This is a genomic window from Streptomyces sp. CC224B (genome assembly GCF_030010595.1).
Lineage (GTDB): Bacteria > Actinomycetota > Actinomycetes > Streptomycetales > Streptomycetaceae > Streptomyces > Streptomyces longispororuber.
Map to the genome: position 1 here is coordinate 15,643 of NZ_JASCXL010000109.1, position 15,517 is coordinate 31,159.

The window sequence follows — 15,517 nt, forward strand, 5'->3', positions numbered from 1 at the left end:
GGACCCTTCCGGCGAGCCGCCCTTCCAGTGGCCCCCCTTTCGGGCGAGCCGCGCCTCCCGCCGAGCTCTGCCCGTGCCGAGCCGCCCCTCCCGCGACGGCGGCCCCTGACGACCGGATCCGCCCCGTTTGTCAGTGGCCGCCGCTAGCCTCTCTGACGTGTCTTCCCGCATCACCGATCCCGACGAGCTCAAGGAGCTCCTCGGCATCCCGTTCACCCCGGAGCAGACGGCCTGCATCACGGCGCCGCCCGCCCCGCAGGTCATCGTGGCCGGAGCCGGATCGGGCAAGACGACGGTGATGGCCGCGCGTGTGGTGTGGCTGGTCGGCACCGGCCAGGTCGCCCCCGAGCAGGTCCTCGGCCTGACCTTCACCAACAAGGCGGCGGGCGAGCTCGCCGACCGCGTCCGCCAGGCCCTGGTCAAGGCGGGCGTGACCGACCCCGACGCCGCCGACCCCGACGCCACCCCGGGCGAGCCGGTCATCTCCACGTACCACGCCTTCGCCGGCCGCCTGCTCACCGACCACGGCCTGCGCATCGGCCTGGAGCCCACCTCCCGGCTGCTCGCCGACGCCACCCGCTTCCAGCTCGCCGCACGCGTCCTGCGCGAGGCCCCCGGACCGTACCCGGCGCTGACCCGCTCCTTCCCCGACCTCGTCAGCGACCTCCTCGCCCTCGACAGCGAGCTGGCCGAGCACCTCGTGGACCCCGCGGCGCTCCGCGCGTACGACACGGAGCTCCTCGGCACCCTCGCGGGCGCCAAGCTCACCAACGCCGACCTGCGCAAGGTCCCCGAGACGGCCGCCGCCCGCATCGAGCTCACCGGCCTCGTCGAGCGGTACCGACAGGCCAAGCGCGCCCGCGACCTGCTCGACTTCGGCGACCAGATCGCCCACTCCGCGACCCTCGCCCGCACCCGCGCCGACGTCGGCGCGATCCTCCGCGACGAGTTCCGCGTCGTCCTCCTCGACGAGTACCAGGACACCTCCGTCGCCCAGCGCGTCCTCCTGGCCGGCCTGTTCGGCGGCGGCACCGGCCACCCCGTCACCGCCGTCGGCGACCCCTGCCAGGCCATCTACGGCTGGCGCGGCGCCTCCGTCGCCAACCTCGACGACTTCCCGCACCACTTCGCCCACGCCGACGGCCGCCCCGCCACCCGCCAGGCGCTCAGCGAGAACCGCCGCAGCGGCGGCCGCCTCCTCGACCTCGCCAACGGCCTCGCCGCGCCCCTGCGCGCCCTCCACGCGGGCGTGGAGGCCCTGCGGCCCGCCCCTGGCGCCGAGCGCGACGGCACCGTCCGCTGCGCCCTCCTGCGCACCCACGGCGAGGAGATCGCCTGGATGGCCGACACCCTCGCCCACCTCGTCCGCACCGGCACGCCCCCCGGCGAGATCGCCGTCCTGTGCCGCACCGCGACCGACTTCGCCGACATCCAGGGCGCCCTCGTCGCCCGCGACGTCCCCGTCGAGGTCGTCGGCCTGTCGGGCCTGCTGCACCTCCCGGAGGTCGCCGACCTCGTCGCCGTCTGCGAGGTCCTCCAGGACCCCGGCGCCAACGCCGCCCTGGTACGCCTCCTCACCGGCCCCCGCTGGCGCATCGGCGCCCGCGACCTCGCCCTCCTGGGCCGCCGCGCCCGCCTCCTGGTCCGCCACGGCCACCCCGCCGACGCCACCGACGACCCCGACCGGCGCCTCGCCGCAGCCGTCGAAGGCGTCGACCCGTCCGAGGTGATATCCCTCGCGGACGCGCTCGATACGTTCCTGGAGTCGCCGATCGACGCCTCCGAGGACGACGGCCTGCCCTTCTCCTCCGAGGCCCGCGTCCGGTTCGCCCGCCTCGCCGCCGAACTGCGCGACCTGCGCCGCTCCCTCGCCGACCCGCTCATGGACGTCCTGCACCGCGTCCTCGCCGTCACCGGCCTGGAAGTCGAGCTGTCCGCGTCCCCGCACGCCCTCGCCGCCCGCCGCCGCGAGACCCTGTCGAACTTCCTCGACGTCGCCGCGTCCTTCGCCGCCAACGACCCCTCCGCCTCGCTGCTCGCCTTCCTCGGCTTCCTGCGCACGGCCGCGCAGTACGAGAAGGGCCTCGACAACGCCCTGCCCGGCGGCGAGAACACCGTCAAGGTGCTCACCGCCCACAAGTCCAAGGGCCTGGAGTGGGACGTCGTCGCCGTGCCCGGCCTGGTCAACGGCACCTTCCCCAGCACCCAGGGCCGCGAGAAGTGGACCGCCCAGGCCAAGGTCGTCCCGCACGCCCTGCGCGGCGACACCGAGACCCTGCCCGACATCACCGCCTGGGACGCCAAGGGCATGAAGGCCTTCCACGCCGACATGAAGGACCACCAGCACACCGAGGAGCTCCGCCTCGGCTACGTGACCTTCACCCGCCCCCGCAGCCTCCTGCTCGGCTCCGGCCACTGGTGGGGCCCCACCCAGAAGAAGCCCCGCGGCCCCTCCGCCTTCCTCACCGCCCTGTACGACCACTGCGCCGCCGGCCACGGCGAGATCGAAGCCTGGGCCGACGCACCGGAAGACGGCGAGGAAAACCCCGCCCTGCGCGAGGCGGCGGCCGATCACGCCTGGCCGCTGCCGCTCGACCCCGCGTCCCTGGCCCGCCGCCGCGCCGCCGCCGACACCGTCCAGGCCCATCTGGACCGCCTTCTCCTGCCCGGCGGGGCCCGCGACCACCAGGAATCCCACCCGGCGGCGGACCCGGAGTGGCCACCGCCGCCGCCCGAGGACGACGCCGACGGGTTCCCCCCGGAGGACGAGTACGCGTACGAGGACGACTACGCGTACGAGAACGTGCCCGAGGATGCCTACGAGGGCGAGGGCGAGGGCGAGCACGCGTACGACGGCGAGGGCAAGGCCCTCCCGCACGCGGACGAGGACCCCGCTGACTGGGACGCCTGGGACGCCCGGGAAGCCCGGGACTCCAGGGACACCGAGCGCCCCACGCTGCCGCACCCGGCGCCGCATCCAGCACACGAGGCGGCCGCTCCTCCGCCCCCGGAGGCCGCCGCCCACCCGGTGCACGAGGAGAGCGACCCTCCCGTCCCCGGGGCAGCCGTCCCGCACGCGCGCGTACCGCACGCCCCTGGGCGGACCCACACCCCCGGGCAGGCGCTCACGCCGGAGGAGTCCCGCGTCCTCGCCTCCTGGGACCGCGACCTGGACGCCCTCACCAGCGAGCTGCTGCGCGCCCGCGAAGGCATCCGCGAGGTGCCGCTGCCCGCCACCCTCACCGCCTCCCAGCTCCTGCGCCTGGCCGCCGACCCGGACGGCCTCGCCCAGGAGCTCGCCCGGCCCATGCCCCGGCCGCCCCAGCCCGCCGCGCGCCGGGGCACCCGCTTCCACGCCTGGGTGGAGGCCCGCTTCGAAGAGCTGCCCCTGCCCATGCTTGGCCCGGACGAGCTGCCCGGCGGCGACCCGGGGGAGGCCGACATCGCCGACGAGCGCGACCTGGAGGCGCTCAAGGAGGCCTTCGAGCGGACCCCGTACGCGCACCGCACGCCGTACCGCGTCGAGGCTCCCTTCCAGCTCTCCCTCGCGGGCCGCGTCATCCGGGGACGCATGGACGCCGTCTACAAGAACGGCGACGGCGACGACATCACGTACGAGATCGTCGACTGGAAGACCAGCCGCACCCAGGACGCCGACCCGCTCCAGCTCGCCGTGTACCGCCTGGCGTGGGCCGAGCAACACGGCGTCCCCCTGGAGTCGGTGACAGCGGCCTTCCTGTACGTCCGCACCGGCGACACCGTCCGCCCGGACGGCCTGCCCGGCCGCGCGGAGCTGGAGCGGATCCTGCTCGGCGAGGACGCCCACCAGGACGCCCAGGACGGCGAGGACGGTCAGTACGGCCAGTAGCCAGTAGGGAGGGCAGCCAGTACGGGGCCAGTACGGGGGACGACGCCGCGGGCGGTCGGGGCGGCGGGGTCCGCCAGGGCGGCCGAGGCGGTGACGACCACGGGGACGGCGGCGGCTCCGGGCGGGCCCACGCCCTCCAGGGCGGTCGCCGCGACCCCGGGGCGACCCCGCCCGGCGGCCCCGGCGGAGGCGGCGTCCGGACCGACCGGCCGCCGGATCAGAACGCTCCCACGGGCCGATAGGCTCGTGACCATGAGCAAGACCGCCGACCCCGCTGACAGCGCCGTCAGCACCGTGCGCGCGTACATCGACGAGCACCGCGCCGCCTTCCTCGACGACCTCGCCGCGTGGCTGCGCATCCCCTCCGTGTCGGCGCAGCCCGAGCACGCCGACGACGTGCGCCGCAGCGCCCAATGGCTCGCCGCGCGGCTCGAGGAGACCGGCTTCCCGACCGTCGAGGTGTGGCCGACGCCCGGCGCCCCGGCCGTCTTCGCCGAGTGGCCGTCCGACGACCCGCACGCTCCCACCGTCCTCGTCTACGGCCACCACGACGTCCAGCCCGCCGCCCGCGCGGACGGCTGGGACACCGACCCCTTCGAGCCGGTCGTCCGCGAAGGCCGCCTCTACGCGCGCGGGGCCGCCGACGACAAGGGCCAGGTGTTCTTCCACACACTCGGCGTGCGCGCCCACCTCGCCCTGACCGGCCGCACCACCCCCGCCGTGAACCTGAAGCTCCTCGTCGAGGGCGAGGAGGAGTCCGGCTCCCCGCACTTCCGCGACCTGATCGAGCGGCACCGCGACCGCCTGGCCGCCGACGCGGTCGTCGTCTCCGACACCGGCATGTGGTCCAAGGACACCCCGACGGTCTGCACCGGCATGCGCGGCCTCGCCGACTGCGAGATCGAGCTGTACGGCCCCGACCAGGACATCCACTCCGGCTCCTTCGGCGGCGCCGTGCCCAACCCCGCCACGGCCGCCGCCCGGCTCGTCGCCGCGCTGCACGACGACCACGCGCGCGTGGCCGTCCCCGGCTTCTACGACGGCATCGTCGAACTCACCGACCGCGAACGCGCGCTCTTCGCGGAGCTGCCCTTCGACGAGAGCGAGTGGCTGCGCACCGCCACGTCGTACGCCACCCACGGAGAGGCCGGCCACACCACCCTGGAGCGCATCTGGGCCCGGCCGACCGCCGAGGTCAACGGCATCGGAGGCGGCTACCAGGGCGCCGGCGGCAAGACGATCATCCCGTCGAGCGCGATGCTGAAGCTCTCCTTCCGCCTCGTCGCCGGCCAGGACCCCGACCACGTCGAGGAGGCCGTCCGCGCGTGGGTGGCCGACCAGCTCCCCGACGGCATCCGGCACACGATCACCTTCGGCGCCGCGACCCGCCCCTGCCTGACCCCGCTGGACCACCCCGCCCTGCGTTCCGTGGCCAGCGCCATGGGCCGCGCCTTCGAGCAGGAGATCCGCTACACGCGCGAAGGAGGCTCGGGCCCCGCCGCCGACCTCCAGGACGTCCTCGACGCGCCCGTGCTGTTCCTCGGCATCTCCATCCCCTCCGACGGCTGGCACGCGCCCAACGAGAAGGTCGAGCTCGACCTGCTCCTCAAGGGCGTCGAGGCCACCGCCTACCTGTGGGGCGACCTCGCGGAGCACTGGCCCGACGCACACTGAGCACACCGCAGACACCCGCTAGACACCCGCTCGCCGAACCACCCACAGCAACGGGGGAGTTGGAAGCACCAGTGACCACCTGGACCGACCGCGCCGCAGACCGGCCCGTCTCGCTCACCGCGCCGAGCGGCATCGACCGCGCGGCCCACCACCGGCTCGACGAGGCCTGGCTCGCCGCCGCCTGGAGCCACCCCTCGACCCGGGTCTTCGTGGTCTCCGGCGGCCAGGTCCTCATCGACGAGACCCCCGACGGCCGCACCGAACTGGTCATGACCCCGACCTTCGAAGCGCCCCTCACCGAAGCCCACCGCTACTTCCTGGGCACCGACGAGGACGGCGTGAGCTACTTCGCGCTCCAGAAGGACACGCTGCCCGGCCGCATGGACGCGTCCGCGCGCGCCGCAGGACTGCGCGAGGCGGGCCTGCTCCTGTCCCCGCGAGACGCCGGCCTCATGGTGCACGCCGTGGCCCTGGAGAACTGGCAGCGCATGCACCGCTTCTGCTCGCGCTGCGGCGAGCGCACGGTCATCGCCGCGGCCGGCCACATCCGCCGCTGCCAGGCCTGCGGCGCCGAGCACTACCCGCGCACCGACCCCGCCGTGATCATGCTCGTGACCGACGAGAAGGACCGCGCGCTCCTCGGCCGCCAGGTGCACTGGCCCGAGGGCCGCTTCTCCACGCTCGCGGGGTTCGTGGAGCCCGGCGAGTCCATCGAGCAGTCCGTACGCCGTGAGGTCTGGGAGGAGGCCGGCGTCACCGTCGGCGACGTTGAGTACGTCACCAGCCAGCCCTGGCCCTTCCCCTCCAGCCTCATGCTCGGCTTCATGGCGCAGGCCACCTCGTCGGAGATCAACGTCGACGGCGAGGAGATCCACGAGGCCCGCTGGTTCTCCCGGGACGACCTGCGGGCCGCGTTCGAGTCCGGGGAGGTCCTGCCTCCCTACGGCATCTCGATCGCGGCCCGCCTGATCGAACTCTGGTACGGCGAGGCCCTGCCGCGCCCGGGCACGGCAGCCTGACCCCGCCCCGGCGCCTAGGCGCCGAGCTTCTGCTTGACCTGCGCCAGCGAGGGGTTCGTCAGCGTCGAACCGTCCGGGAAGAGGACGGTGGGAACCGTCTGGTTGCCACCGTTCGCCTTCTCGACGAACGCGGCGGACTCCGGGTCCTGCTCGATGTTGACCTCGGTGTACGCGATGCCCTCGCGGTCCATCTGGCCCTTCAGCCTGCGGCAGTAGCCGCACCATGTGGTGCTGTACATCGTCACGGTGCCCGGCATGTCTCTCGCGCTCCTTCACGGCTCGGGGTGCGTCTTCGCACTTCGGGTGCGTTCTCGCACCAGGTCGAACGTACGCGACGCGACTGTCATTCCCGGACCCGTACCCCTGCCTGGGCTGAGGGGGCGGCAGCGTGTGCGGCCGAGCGGGTTGTCATGTGCCTGGTTGGCCCTGGGCATGAGCTTCGACTCATTAGTACGACTACTGGCGCCTCCCTGTGGACAACCCGCTCACGCGTCCCACGAGACCTGGCAGCATGGCGGGGTGACAGCAGCAACGCACTCCACCCTCTTCCCGCGGGACCCCGGCGGTTCCGCATACTCGGCCCCGCCGAGCGGGGCAGACGCGGTGCTCGACGGGCTCGACCCCGAGCAGCGCGAGGTCGCGACCACCCTGCACGGGCCGGTCTGCGTGCTCGCCGGCGCGGGCACGGGCAAGACCCGCGCCATCACGCACCGCATCGCGTACGGAGTGCACGCGGGCATCCTCCAGCCCGCCACCGTGCTCGCCGTCACCTTCACCAACCGCGCCGCGGGCGAGATGCGCGGCCGCCTGCGCCAGCTCGGCGCCCACGGCGTCCAGGCCCGCACCTTCCACTCCGCCGCCCTGCGCCAGCTCCACTACTTCTGGCCCAAGGCCGTCGGCGGCTCCCTGCCCCGCATCGTCGAGCGGAAGGTCCAGCTCGTCGCGGACGCGGCCGCCGCCTGCCGCGTCCGCCTCGACCGCAACGAGCTGCGGGACGTGACCAGCGAGATCGAATGGTGCAAGGTCACCCAGACCGTCCCCGCCGACTACGCCGCCGTCGCCGCCCGCCGCGGCCGCGAGGCCCCCCGCGACCCCGCCGAGATCTCCCAGCTCTACGCCGCCTACGAAGAGCTCAAGCGGAACCGCTCCGTCATCGACTTCGAGGACGTCCTGCTCCTCACCGTGGGCATCCTCCAGGACCGCCACGACATCGCCGAACAGGTCCGCTCCCAGTACCAGCACTTCGTCGTCGACGAGTATCAGGACGTCAGCCCCCTCCAGCAGCGCCTCCTGGAGCTGTGGCTCGGCGAGCGCGACAACCTCTGCGTCGTCGGCGACGCCAGCCAGACCATCTACTCCTTCACCGGGGCCACCCCCGACCACCTCCTCGACTTCCGCACCCGCCACCCGGGCGCCACCGTCGTCAAACTCGTCCGGGACTACCGCTCCACCCCCCAGGTCGTCCACCTCGCCAACGGCCTGCTCGCCCAGGCCAGTGGCCGCGCCGCCGACCACCGCCTGCACCTGGTCTCCCAGCGCGACCCCGGCACCGAACCCGTCTACACCGAATACGCCGACGAGCCCGCCGAAGCCGAAGGCGCCGCCCGCCGCATCCGCGCCCTCCTCGACGACGGCACCCCCGCCAGCGAGATCGCCGTCCTCTTCCGCACGAACGCGCAATCCGAGATCTACGAACAGGCCCTCGCCGACGCCGGGATCCCCTACCAGCTCCGCGGCGCCGAGCGCTTCTTCGAGCGCGCGGAAGTACGCGAAGCCGGCGCGGCCCTGCGCGGCGCCGCCCGCTTCGGCGCCAACGACGCCCTCCTGGACGACGTGGTCGACCTGCCCTCCCAGGTCCGGGCCGTCCTGTCCACCAAGGGCTGGACGTCCGAGCCCCCCGCCGGCTCCGGCGCCGTACGGGACCGCTGGGAGTCCCTGGCCGCCCTCGTGCGCCTCGCCGAGGACTTCGCCCGGGCCCGCCCCACCGCCACCCTCGCCGACCTGGTGGCCGAGCTGGACGAGCGCGCCGCCGCCCAGCACGCCCCCACCGTCGAAGGCGTCACCCTGGCCTCCCTGCACGCCGCCAAGGGCCTGGAGTGGGACGCCGTCTTCCTGGTCGGCCTCGCCGAGGGCATGATGCCGATCGCGTACGCCAGGACCGACGAGCAGATCGAGGAAGAGCGACGGCTCCTCTACGTCGGCGTGACCCGCGCCCGCGTCCACCTCTCCCTGTCCTGGGCGGTCTCCCGCTCACCCGGCGGCCGCCCCAACCGCAGAGCCACCCGGTTCCTGGACGGCCTGCGCCCGGGGTCGGGCACCACCGCCGGGACACGGGCGACCGGCGGCACCGGCGGCATCGAACGCGGCACCGGCGGCAGCGACCCCGGCAGCCCCCGCGAGCGCCGCCGCCGCAGCCGCACACCGGCCCGCTGCCGCGTCTGCGGCCGCACCCTCACCGAGGCCGGCGAGATGAAGCTCATGCGGTGCGAGGACTGCCCGTCCGACATGGACGAGGGGCTCTACGAGCGCCTGTGGGAGTGGCGTGCCGGACGCGCACGGCGCATCGGACAGCCCCCGTTCTGCGTCTTCACGGACAAGACCCTGATCGCGATCGCCGAAGCCGTGCCCGAGGAGGAGAGCGAGCTGGCCCGCATCCCCGGCGTCGGCCTGCGCAAGGTACGCACCTACGGCGCCGATGTCCTCGCCATCTGCGCAGGTCAGGAGGTCGCCGACGGCGACGAGGCGAACTGAGCCGAACTCGTCGAAAAAATAGTTTGCGCATGCGCCAGCAATCCCCATAGGTTCTTAGCACGGAAACGGCGGGCTTCTCCGAAGCCCCGGTTCCGTGCTGTACTTGTCAGTCCGCAGGACCGGCTTCGGCCGCTCCCCTAGACGCCGAGAGGAGGCGATTCCAGTGATCAGCATCAACGACAGCTTCGTCAGCACCGCCAAAATGACCGATCGCTCGGTCGTCGCTTCCTGCCTGCTCGGCTTCTCGCACCAGGGCACCGGTCTGTCCGTCGGCAACGCCGCCGTGCGTCCGGCTGCCTCCCTGCCTCTCCTGGGTCTGGAGATCCGTGAGGGCAATGAGCGACCGACCAAGGCACCGGAAGCGGTAGTGACGGCACAGGCGCAGGCCTATGCCCTCGCGGCAGCCGGTGCCGGATTCCGGAAGCAGACGACGCAGCACCACACGATGTGGGCCTTCCGTGGGCTCGAACCCTGGAGTGATCCAGTCTGATCTCGATCAGACCGGCGCCTTCAGGGCCGCGGAACCCCACCCGGGATCCGCGGCCCTTCTGTTTTCCCCAAAACAGGGAGACGGAGCGAAGGGGCCACAGCAAGACCCGGTACCAGCCGCCAGCCGGCCGACCAGGCCGGAACGACCAGACGAGGAAAACACACCGTGCAACTCGAAGCGCACGCCCCGTCCGTACCGCCTTCAGACACGCTCCCGCCGCCCGCACCCACGGAGGACCCGACCTTGACCCCCCTCACCGCGCTCACCGCGCTCGACGACGCCATCGAGAACCTCGGCGTACCCGTCCCCTGCCGCGCCTACGACCCGGAAGTCTTCTTCGCGGAGTCCCCGGCCGACGTCGAGTACGCCAAGTCGCTCTGCCGCACCTGCCCGCTGATGGAGGCCTGCCTCGCCGGCGCCAAGGAGCGGCGCGAGCCCTGGGGTGTCTGGGGCGGTGAGCTGTTCGTCCAGGGCGTCGTCGTAGCCCGCAAGCGCCCGCGTGGCCGCCCGCGGAAGAACCCGGTAGTGGCATGAACACCGCTGGAACGATCGACCGCCCCCTCACGCACGACCCCAAGAAGCAGGCCCCGATGAAGGCACCAGCCAACGAACTCACCGGCTCCGCGACCCCAGACTTCACCACCACCGGCGCGCCCGGCTCGCGCCAGAACAGGACCCGAGAAATGCAACTCATCCCAGAAGCCCTCGCCCGTGCGCATATGCACGAGCGACTGCGTGAGGCCGAGCAGCAACGCCCGGCCGCCCGCCTGATCGCCGCCCGCAGGATGCAGCGCCGCGCCGAACGCGCCTCGCTGCGCGCCCGCCGCGCGCTCGCCATGGCGGTCATGCAGTAGGCCACGCCAGCGCCACTCAGGCACACACGAAGCTCCCGACGAGCTTCGCCCCAAGCCCGCGGGGGCCGGTCCGAACGGACCGGCCCCCGCGGTGCGTTGTGCCCCGGAGACCCGGCGGCGACGATATGGTCGCCCAGTGGACCAGCAGTCTTCTCACCCTGCGGACACCGAGGACCTCGTGTGCTCCCGCTGCGGCACGGCCGCCGACGGCCGCCCGCCCACCTGGACCTGCTCCGTGGAGAACGGCACCCGCCACTACTTCTGCGACACCTGCTCGCGGGAGAACCTCCGGGCCATCGAGGGGCGGCTCGACTCGACCTGGTGGTAGCGGGCTTGCGGGGCGCCTATCCCTTGGGTGGGCTCCTGGGGGGCTCCCCCCCCGCCCCCTCCCCCCTCCCACCCCGCCCCCCGGCCCAGCCCCCCTCAGGTCATGCCTCAGCCGCCGCGTCGCCCAGCTCCGGCTCGTCCGCGAGGAAGCCGGGCAGCCACTCCTCCAGCTCGTCCCGCATGCGTACCGTGGCTCCCAACTGGCACAGCACGCCGATGGTGCTGAGCGTCACGCGGTGTATCAGCAGGTATGAGGGCGGCAGGTTGAGACGCTTGCCGAGCTGGTAGGCGGGGGAGCGGGGATCGGCGATCCGCGCCGCCTGGCTGCGCATCCAGCCGCGGGTGAAGGTGAACTCGTCCGCCAGCGCCGGCTCGATGATCGGCAGCAGATAGTCGAGGACGGCCTCCGGCTCCAGGTCGACCGAATCCTTGACGAAGCCCTCCTCGCACAGCATCTCGTACACCGCGTCCGCCTGGCCCTCGACCGTCATCCGCAGAGAGCGGCCGATCGTCGGGGGCAGCCCACCGGGCAGCCGGTCCACCGTGCCGAAATCCAGGACGCCGAGGCGCCACTCGCCCTTCTCGCCCGGGAGCAGCCGGAAGTTCCCGGGGTGGGGGTCGGCGTGCAGCAGGCCTGTGCGGGCCGGGCCGGAGAACAGGAAACGGGCCAGGAGCTGGCCCGCCCGGTCCCGCTCCTCCTGGGAGCCGTCGGCGATCACTTCCGCCAGCGGCACCCCGTCGATCCACTCCGTCACCAGGACCTGCTCGCACTGGTGGATCACCTCGGGCACCACCACGTCCGGGTCGTCGGCGAACTCCTCGGCGTGCACGCGTTGCGCCTGCGCCTCCAGGTCGTAGTCCAGCTCCTCGGAGACCCGGTCGCGCAGCTCGGCGATGAGGGGCTTGATGTCCATGCCGGGGATGAGTGGCCCCAGGACCCGGGCGAAGCGGCCCAGTTGGTTCAGATCCGAAAGCAGGGCCTCGCCCGCTCCGGGGTACTGGACCTTGACGGCGACCTCGCGGCCGTCCTCCCACACCGCCCGGTGGACCTGGCCGATCGAGGCCGCCGCCGCGGGCTTGTCGTCGAAGGCACGGAACCGCTCCCTCCAGTCCTCACCGAGCCGTTCCGCCAGCACGGCGTGCACCGTGCGGGTCGGCATCGGCGGGGCCGCTTCCTGCAGTTTCGTCAGCGCGGCCCGATAAGGCCCCGCGACCTCCTCCGGCAGTGCCGACTCGAACACGGACAGTGCCTGCCCGAACTTCATCGCACCGCCCTTCAGCTCGCCGAGCACCTTGAACAGTTGCTCGGCCGTGCGCTGTTGCAGCTCGCGTCCGACGAGCTCGGCCGACTTCCCGCCGATCCGCTTGCCGAGCCCCCAGGTCGCGCGGCCCGCGAAGCCGAGCGGCAGCGCGGCCAGTTTGGCGGTTCGGGTGACCGCCTTCCGGGGAAGATCAGACATGCGCCCCTCCAAGTCCCAGACAGCCGCGCCCTCTCAGGCGGTTACACCGGTCATTGTCTCGTGCGGCTCGCGATCCACTGAGGTGTGCTCCCCTCTAACTTGCTCACCGGCCCCGCAAGGGCAGTCGCCGTGGGCCGGCAGGCGCTGCGCGCGCCAGGCGAACCCGGGCGTCGCCGCGAGCCAGCGCACCCCGGCGGCCGCGGGCTCCGCGCCGTCCAGGAAGGCCAGCGCATGCGCCGCCGCGAGCCCGGCTACCGCGGTGGCCAGGGCCAGGTCACAGGCGGGGACCTGGCGCCTGTGTCCGGAGTGCCACTGTGCCAGCATCCGGGGCCAGGCGGCGTCACGGTCCGTCGCCTCCAGGGCGAGGCAGCTCGCGCAGGCGCTCACCCCCGGCAGTACCAGGGGCCCGACCACGCCCGTGCCTTCGATCACGCCCGCGTAGAGATGCGGCGTACCTGCCGTGACCAGGGGTTCGGCGGCGGACGGTGCCGGGGCGTAGGCGTCGAGGCCGTCACGTGGAGTGATCAGGACCAGGGACAGGGGCCGCTCGCCGGTGGTGCGGGCCTCGGGGTGCCGTGGTGGGCGACCGGGGGCGGCCTGGCGCACGGCCCGTCGCGCCGCGGCGTCCCTGCGCTGCCCGACGGAGTCGGCGGGCAGCCCGCCTGGAGCGACGTCCCAGGGCTCGACGCAGCCACCGTCCATGACGTCCACCTGGCCGACCCCGGCCCCGGACAGGACCGACGCCACCAGCGCGCCGACCCGGCCGGTGCCCTGTACCCGCACGCGGGTGGCACGGCGTGCGGCCAGCTTGCGGATGCCGTCGTCGGGGTGGGGCGTGACGGCCGACAGGGCGGCGAGGTCCGGGCGCAGCCGGTCCATCGTGTCCGCGCGGGCGCGCAGGGCGTCCGCGGCCGGGCCGCCGCCGGTGGCGTCGTCGAGCAGGCCCGCGTGAGCCAGGCGCCGGAGCAGCGCGTCCACGTGCCCGTCGGGCAGGCCCATCCTCTTGCCCTCCTCGCGCAGCAGCGGCAGTCCCCGCGTGCCGTCGAGGAGGCTGAGGAAGCTGCCCGTCGCGGTGTCGACCGGGCCCAGCAGGCGGGCGTGTGCGGGCGTCACTCCGCACTGGACGGTGTTCAGATCGCGCCAGCCGCGCCGCAGCGTCGGCTTGAGGATCGGATGCATGTTGTTCCCCCGTGTCGTACCTGTTGCGTGCCTCGTGCCTCGTGCCTCGTGTGACCTGCGCGTCGTCTCGTGGTGCGCGCGCCACGCCACGCTTCGTGCCGCTTGCTCTGGCCTCCTGCCTGCGGGGTCCGCGTCGATGCCCGCTCGATGGCCAGCATGCCGGGAAACGGGTGGGGAGTGCGTGCGGTTGTCCACAGGTGACGAGGGTTTGTCGTACTAATCGAGCTGATCGAGGGCACAGCGGGTGGATCGGTACTGAACCGTCCCGGAGGCGGGACTTCCCCGTTGCCGAACCGGTAACGTCGAGGCGTGCCCGTCGACCCACTGCACCGCGCCGGAAGTCCACAGCGCAGCGCGACCAGCCCGCCGTCGTCCGGGGCGGCGGCGAGCGCGGTCGAGGTGCGGCGGAGCGCCCGCCGTCGCAGAACGGTCTCGGCGTACCGCGAGGGGGACCGCACCGTCGTCCTCATCCCCGCCCGCATGTCCGAGGCGGAGGAGCGGCGCTGGGTGAGCGTCATGCTGGACAAGCTGGCCGCGCAGGAGAGCAAACGGGTCCTCGGTGACAGTCAGCTCGCCGAGCGGGCGCGGCGGCTCTCGGAGCAGTTCTTCGAGGGGCGGGCGCGGCCCACGTCCGTGCGCTGGGTGACCAACCAGAACACCCGGTGGGGCTCGTGCACGCCGGCGGAGGGCAGCATCCGCCTGTCGCACCGGCTGCAGGGCATGCCCGAGTACGTGGTCGACTACGTCCTCGTGCACGAGCTCGCGCACCTGCTGGTGCCGGGGCACGGGCCGCGTTTCTGGCAGCTCCTGGAGGCCTACCCGCGTACCGAGCGGGCCCGGGGCTACCTCGAAGGGGTGGTGGCCGCGGACCGGCTGCCGCACCTGCCCGCCGCCAGGGAGGAGTGAGACGGCTCCCGGCGCCGCCCGTGCGCGGGGGCTCTCTCGCCGGTTGTGTACCGGGTCTGTACCGACGTCGTCCGCTGTCGGACTTAGCGGTTAGCCTGGCGCGACGTGTTCACACTCGGGACGGGGGACGGTCGTTACGTATGCCCAGGGAATTCCAACGCGGCCACAAGGCCAAGATCAGTGACCTCACCGCGGGGACCGATCTGTACGTCGGCGTGCACATCGCTGCCCCCGGGCTGAGCTTCGACATCAGTTGCTTCGGCCTGGACCCCGACGAGCGCCTTTCGGACGACCGTTACTTCATCTTCTACAACCAGCCGAAGTCCCCGGAGGGCTCGCTTCAGCTCCTGGGCGCGCAGGCCGGTGACAACGAGTCCTTCCGCGTCACCCTCGACCGGATCCCGCAGCAGATCCAGAAGCTGTCGTTCACCGCGACGATCGACGGTGACGGGCAGATGTCCCAGATCACGTCGGGCTACATCCGTATCGTCGCGGGCGGTGAGGAGGTCGCGCGGTACGCGTTCAACGGTGCGGAGTTCTCCACCGAGCGGGCGCTGATGCTCGGGGACTTCTACCTGAAGGACGTGTGGCGGTTCGCCGCGATCGGGCAGGGCTTCGACGGCGGCCTCGACGCGCTGCTGCGGAACTTCGGCGGGGAGGTCGCCGAGGAGGAGCCCGCGGCCGCCGCCCCGCAGGCGCCGGCACCGGCACAGGCGCCCGGTTTCGCACCCCCCGCGGCCAGCACGCCCCCGCCCGCCTTCGCGGCCCCCGCCTCGCCCACCCCGGCGCCCGCACCCGCGCCCGCTCCGGCTCCCGCTCCGGCCCAGCACACGCCGCCCCCGGCACCCGCCCCGGCCCAGCACACCCCCCCCCCCCCCCCCCCCCCCCCCCCCCCCCCCCCCCCCCCCCCCCCCCCCCCGGGGGGACGCCGCGCGCCCCAAACCGGGGGCCCAGGGGCACCCCCGGGGCCCCCCGGGCGGCCCCCCCCC

Annotated in this window: 13 protein-coding genes; 10 read left to right on the forward strand and 3 right to left on the reverse strand. The window is 73.5% G+C overall.

Translation table 11 applies throughout. The features are described from left to right. Positions 1 to 157: 157 nt before the first annotated feature. The 3 genes from QK440_RS32575 (at position 158) to nudC (ending at position 6,561) form a co-directional block, all read left to right on the forward strand. Positions 158 to 3,868 (forward strand): ATP-dependent DNA helicase, encoded by a 3,711-nt coding sequence (locus tag QK440_RS32575; protein WP_282796845.1) that lies wholly within the window; start codon positions 158 to 160, stop codon positions 3,866 to 3,868. A 252-nt stretch (positions 3,869 to 4,120) separates the two neighbouring features. Then, a complete protein-coding gene (locus QK440_RS32580; protein WP_282796846.1) occupies positions 4,121 to 5,542 on the forward strand; it encodes a dipeptidase in 1,422 nt (473 codons plus the stop codon). Positions 5,543 to 5,613: 71 nt separating this feature from the next. Continuing rightward, positions 5,614 to 6,561, forward strand: a complete 948-nt coding sequence (gene nudC, locus QK440_RS32585; RefSeq protein ID WP_190138704.1) for an NAD(+) diphosphatase — start codon at positions 5,614 to 5,616, stop codon at positions 6,559 to 6,561. Between the two features lie 14 nt (positions 6,562 to 6,575). Here nudC and QK440_RS32590 read toward each other — a convergent pair whose 3' ends face one another. After that, positions 6,576 to 6,818 (reverse strand): mycoredoxin, encoded by a 243-nt coding sequence (locus tag QK440_RS32590; protein WP_190138703.1) that lies wholly within the window; start codon positions 6,816 to 6,818, stop codon positions 6,576 to 6,578. Between the two features lie 175 nt (positions 6,819 to 6,993). Here QK440_RS32590 and QK440_RS32595 point away from each other — a divergent pair, with 175 nt between their 5' ends. From QK440_RS32595 to QK440_RS32615, 5 genes are all read left to right on the forward strand, one after another. After that, positions 6,994 to 9,312 carry an ATP-dependent DNA helicase UvrD2 gene (locus tag QK440_RS32595; RefSeq protein WP_282796847.1) on the forward strand — a complete coding sequence of 773 codons (2,319 nt, stop codon included), beginning with the start codon at positions 6,994 to 6,996 and terminating at the stop codon, positions 9,310 to 9,312. 163 nt (positions 9,313 to 9,475) lie between these two features. Further along, positions 9,476 to 9,802: a hypothetical protein gene (locus QK440_RS32600; protein ID WP_282796848.1), complete on the forward strand. Its 327-nt coding sequence runs from the start codon at positions 9,476 to 9,478 to the stop codon at positions 9,800 to 9,802. 165 nt (positions 9,803 to 9,967) lie between these two features. Further along, complete coding sequence (locus QK440_RS32605; protein ID WP_030359819.1) at positions 9,968 to 10,336, forward strand: WhiB family transcriptional regulator; 369 nt, start codon at positions 9,968 to 9,970, stop codon at positions 10,334 to 10,336. Then, the gene (locus QK440_RS32610; RefSeq protein WP_282796849.1) at positions 10,333 to 10,656 is read left to right on the forward strand and encodes a hypothetical protein; all 324 of its coding nucleotides are present in this window, start codon (positions 10,333 to 10,335) and stop codon (positions 10,654 to 10,656) included. Before QK440_RS32605 ends, QK440_RS32610 begins: the two co-directional genes overlap by 4 nt. A gap of 136 nt (positions 10,657 to 10,792) precedes the next feature. Beyond that, complete coding sequence (locus QK440_RS32615; protein WP_282796850.1) at positions 10,793 to 10,984, forward strand: hypothetical protein; 192 nt, start codon at positions 10,793 to 10,795, stop codon at positions 10,982 to 10,984. 100 nt (positions 10,985 to 11,084) lie between these two features. Here QK440_RS32615 and QK440_RS32620 read toward each other — a convergent pair whose 3' ends face one another. Both QK440_RS32620 and QK440_RS32625 read right to left on the reverse strand, forming a co-directional pair. Further along, a complete protein-coding gene (locus QK440_RS32620; RefSeq protein ID WP_282796851.1) occupies positions 11,085 to 12,443 on the reverse strand; it encodes an AarF/ABC1/UbiB kinase family protein in 1,359 nt (452 codons plus the stop codon). Between the two features lie 33 nt (positions 12,444 to 12,476). Beyond that, positions 12,477 to 13,622, reverse strand: coding sequence for a ThiF family adenylyltransferase (locus QK440_RS32625; protein ID WP_282796852.1), 1,146 nt, complete (start codon positions 13,620 to 13,622; stop codon positions 12,477 to 12,479). Between the two features lie 309 nt (positions 13,623 to 13,931). On the opposite strand from QK440_RS32625, the gene QK440_RS32630 reads away from it, so the two are divergent. Together QK440_RS32630 and QK440_RS32635 are read left to right on the forward strand one after the other, a co-directional pair. Continuing rightward, positions 13,932 to 14,528 carry a M48 family metallopeptidase gene (locus QK440_RS32630; RefSeq protein ID WP_190138696.1) on the forward strand — a complete coding sequence of 199 codons (597 nt, stop codon included), beginning with the start codon at positions 13,932 to 13,934 and terminating at the stop codon, positions 14,526 to 14,528. A gap of 140 nt (positions 14,529 to 14,668) precedes the next feature. Next, positions 14,669 to 15,517, forward strand: an 849-nt coding sequence (locus QK440_RS32635) for a TerD family protein (protein ID WP_282796853.1), incomplete at its 3' end; no start/stop codon positions are given.

Excerpts from the sequence above, each read along its gene's own strand:
- QK440_RS32625 (WP_282796852.1), bottom strand. The coding sequence starts at position 13,622 with ATGCATCCGATCCTCAAGCCGACGCTGCGGCGCGGCTGGCGCGATCTG.
- QK440_RS32590 (WP_190138703.1), bottom strand. The coding sequence starts at position 6,818 with ATGCCGGGCACCGTGACGATGTACAGCACCACATGGTGCGGCTACTGC.
- QK440_RS32595 (WP_282796847.1), top strand. The coding sequence starts at position 6,994 with ATGAGCTTCGACTCATTAGTACGACTACTGGCGCCTCCCTGTGGACAA.
- QK440_RS32580 (WP_282796846.1), top strand. The coding sequence starts at position 4,121 with ATGAGCAAGACCGCCGACCCCGCTGACAGCGCCGTCAGCACCGTGCGC.
- QK440_RS32620 (WP_282796851.1), bottom strand. The coding sequence starts at position 12,443 with ATGTCTGATCTTCCCCGGAAGGCGGTCACCCGAACCGCCAAACTGGCC.
- QK440_RS32610 (WP_282796849.1), top strand. The coding sequence starts at position 10,333 with ATGAACACCGCTGGAACGATCGACCGCCCCCTCACGCACGACCCCAAG.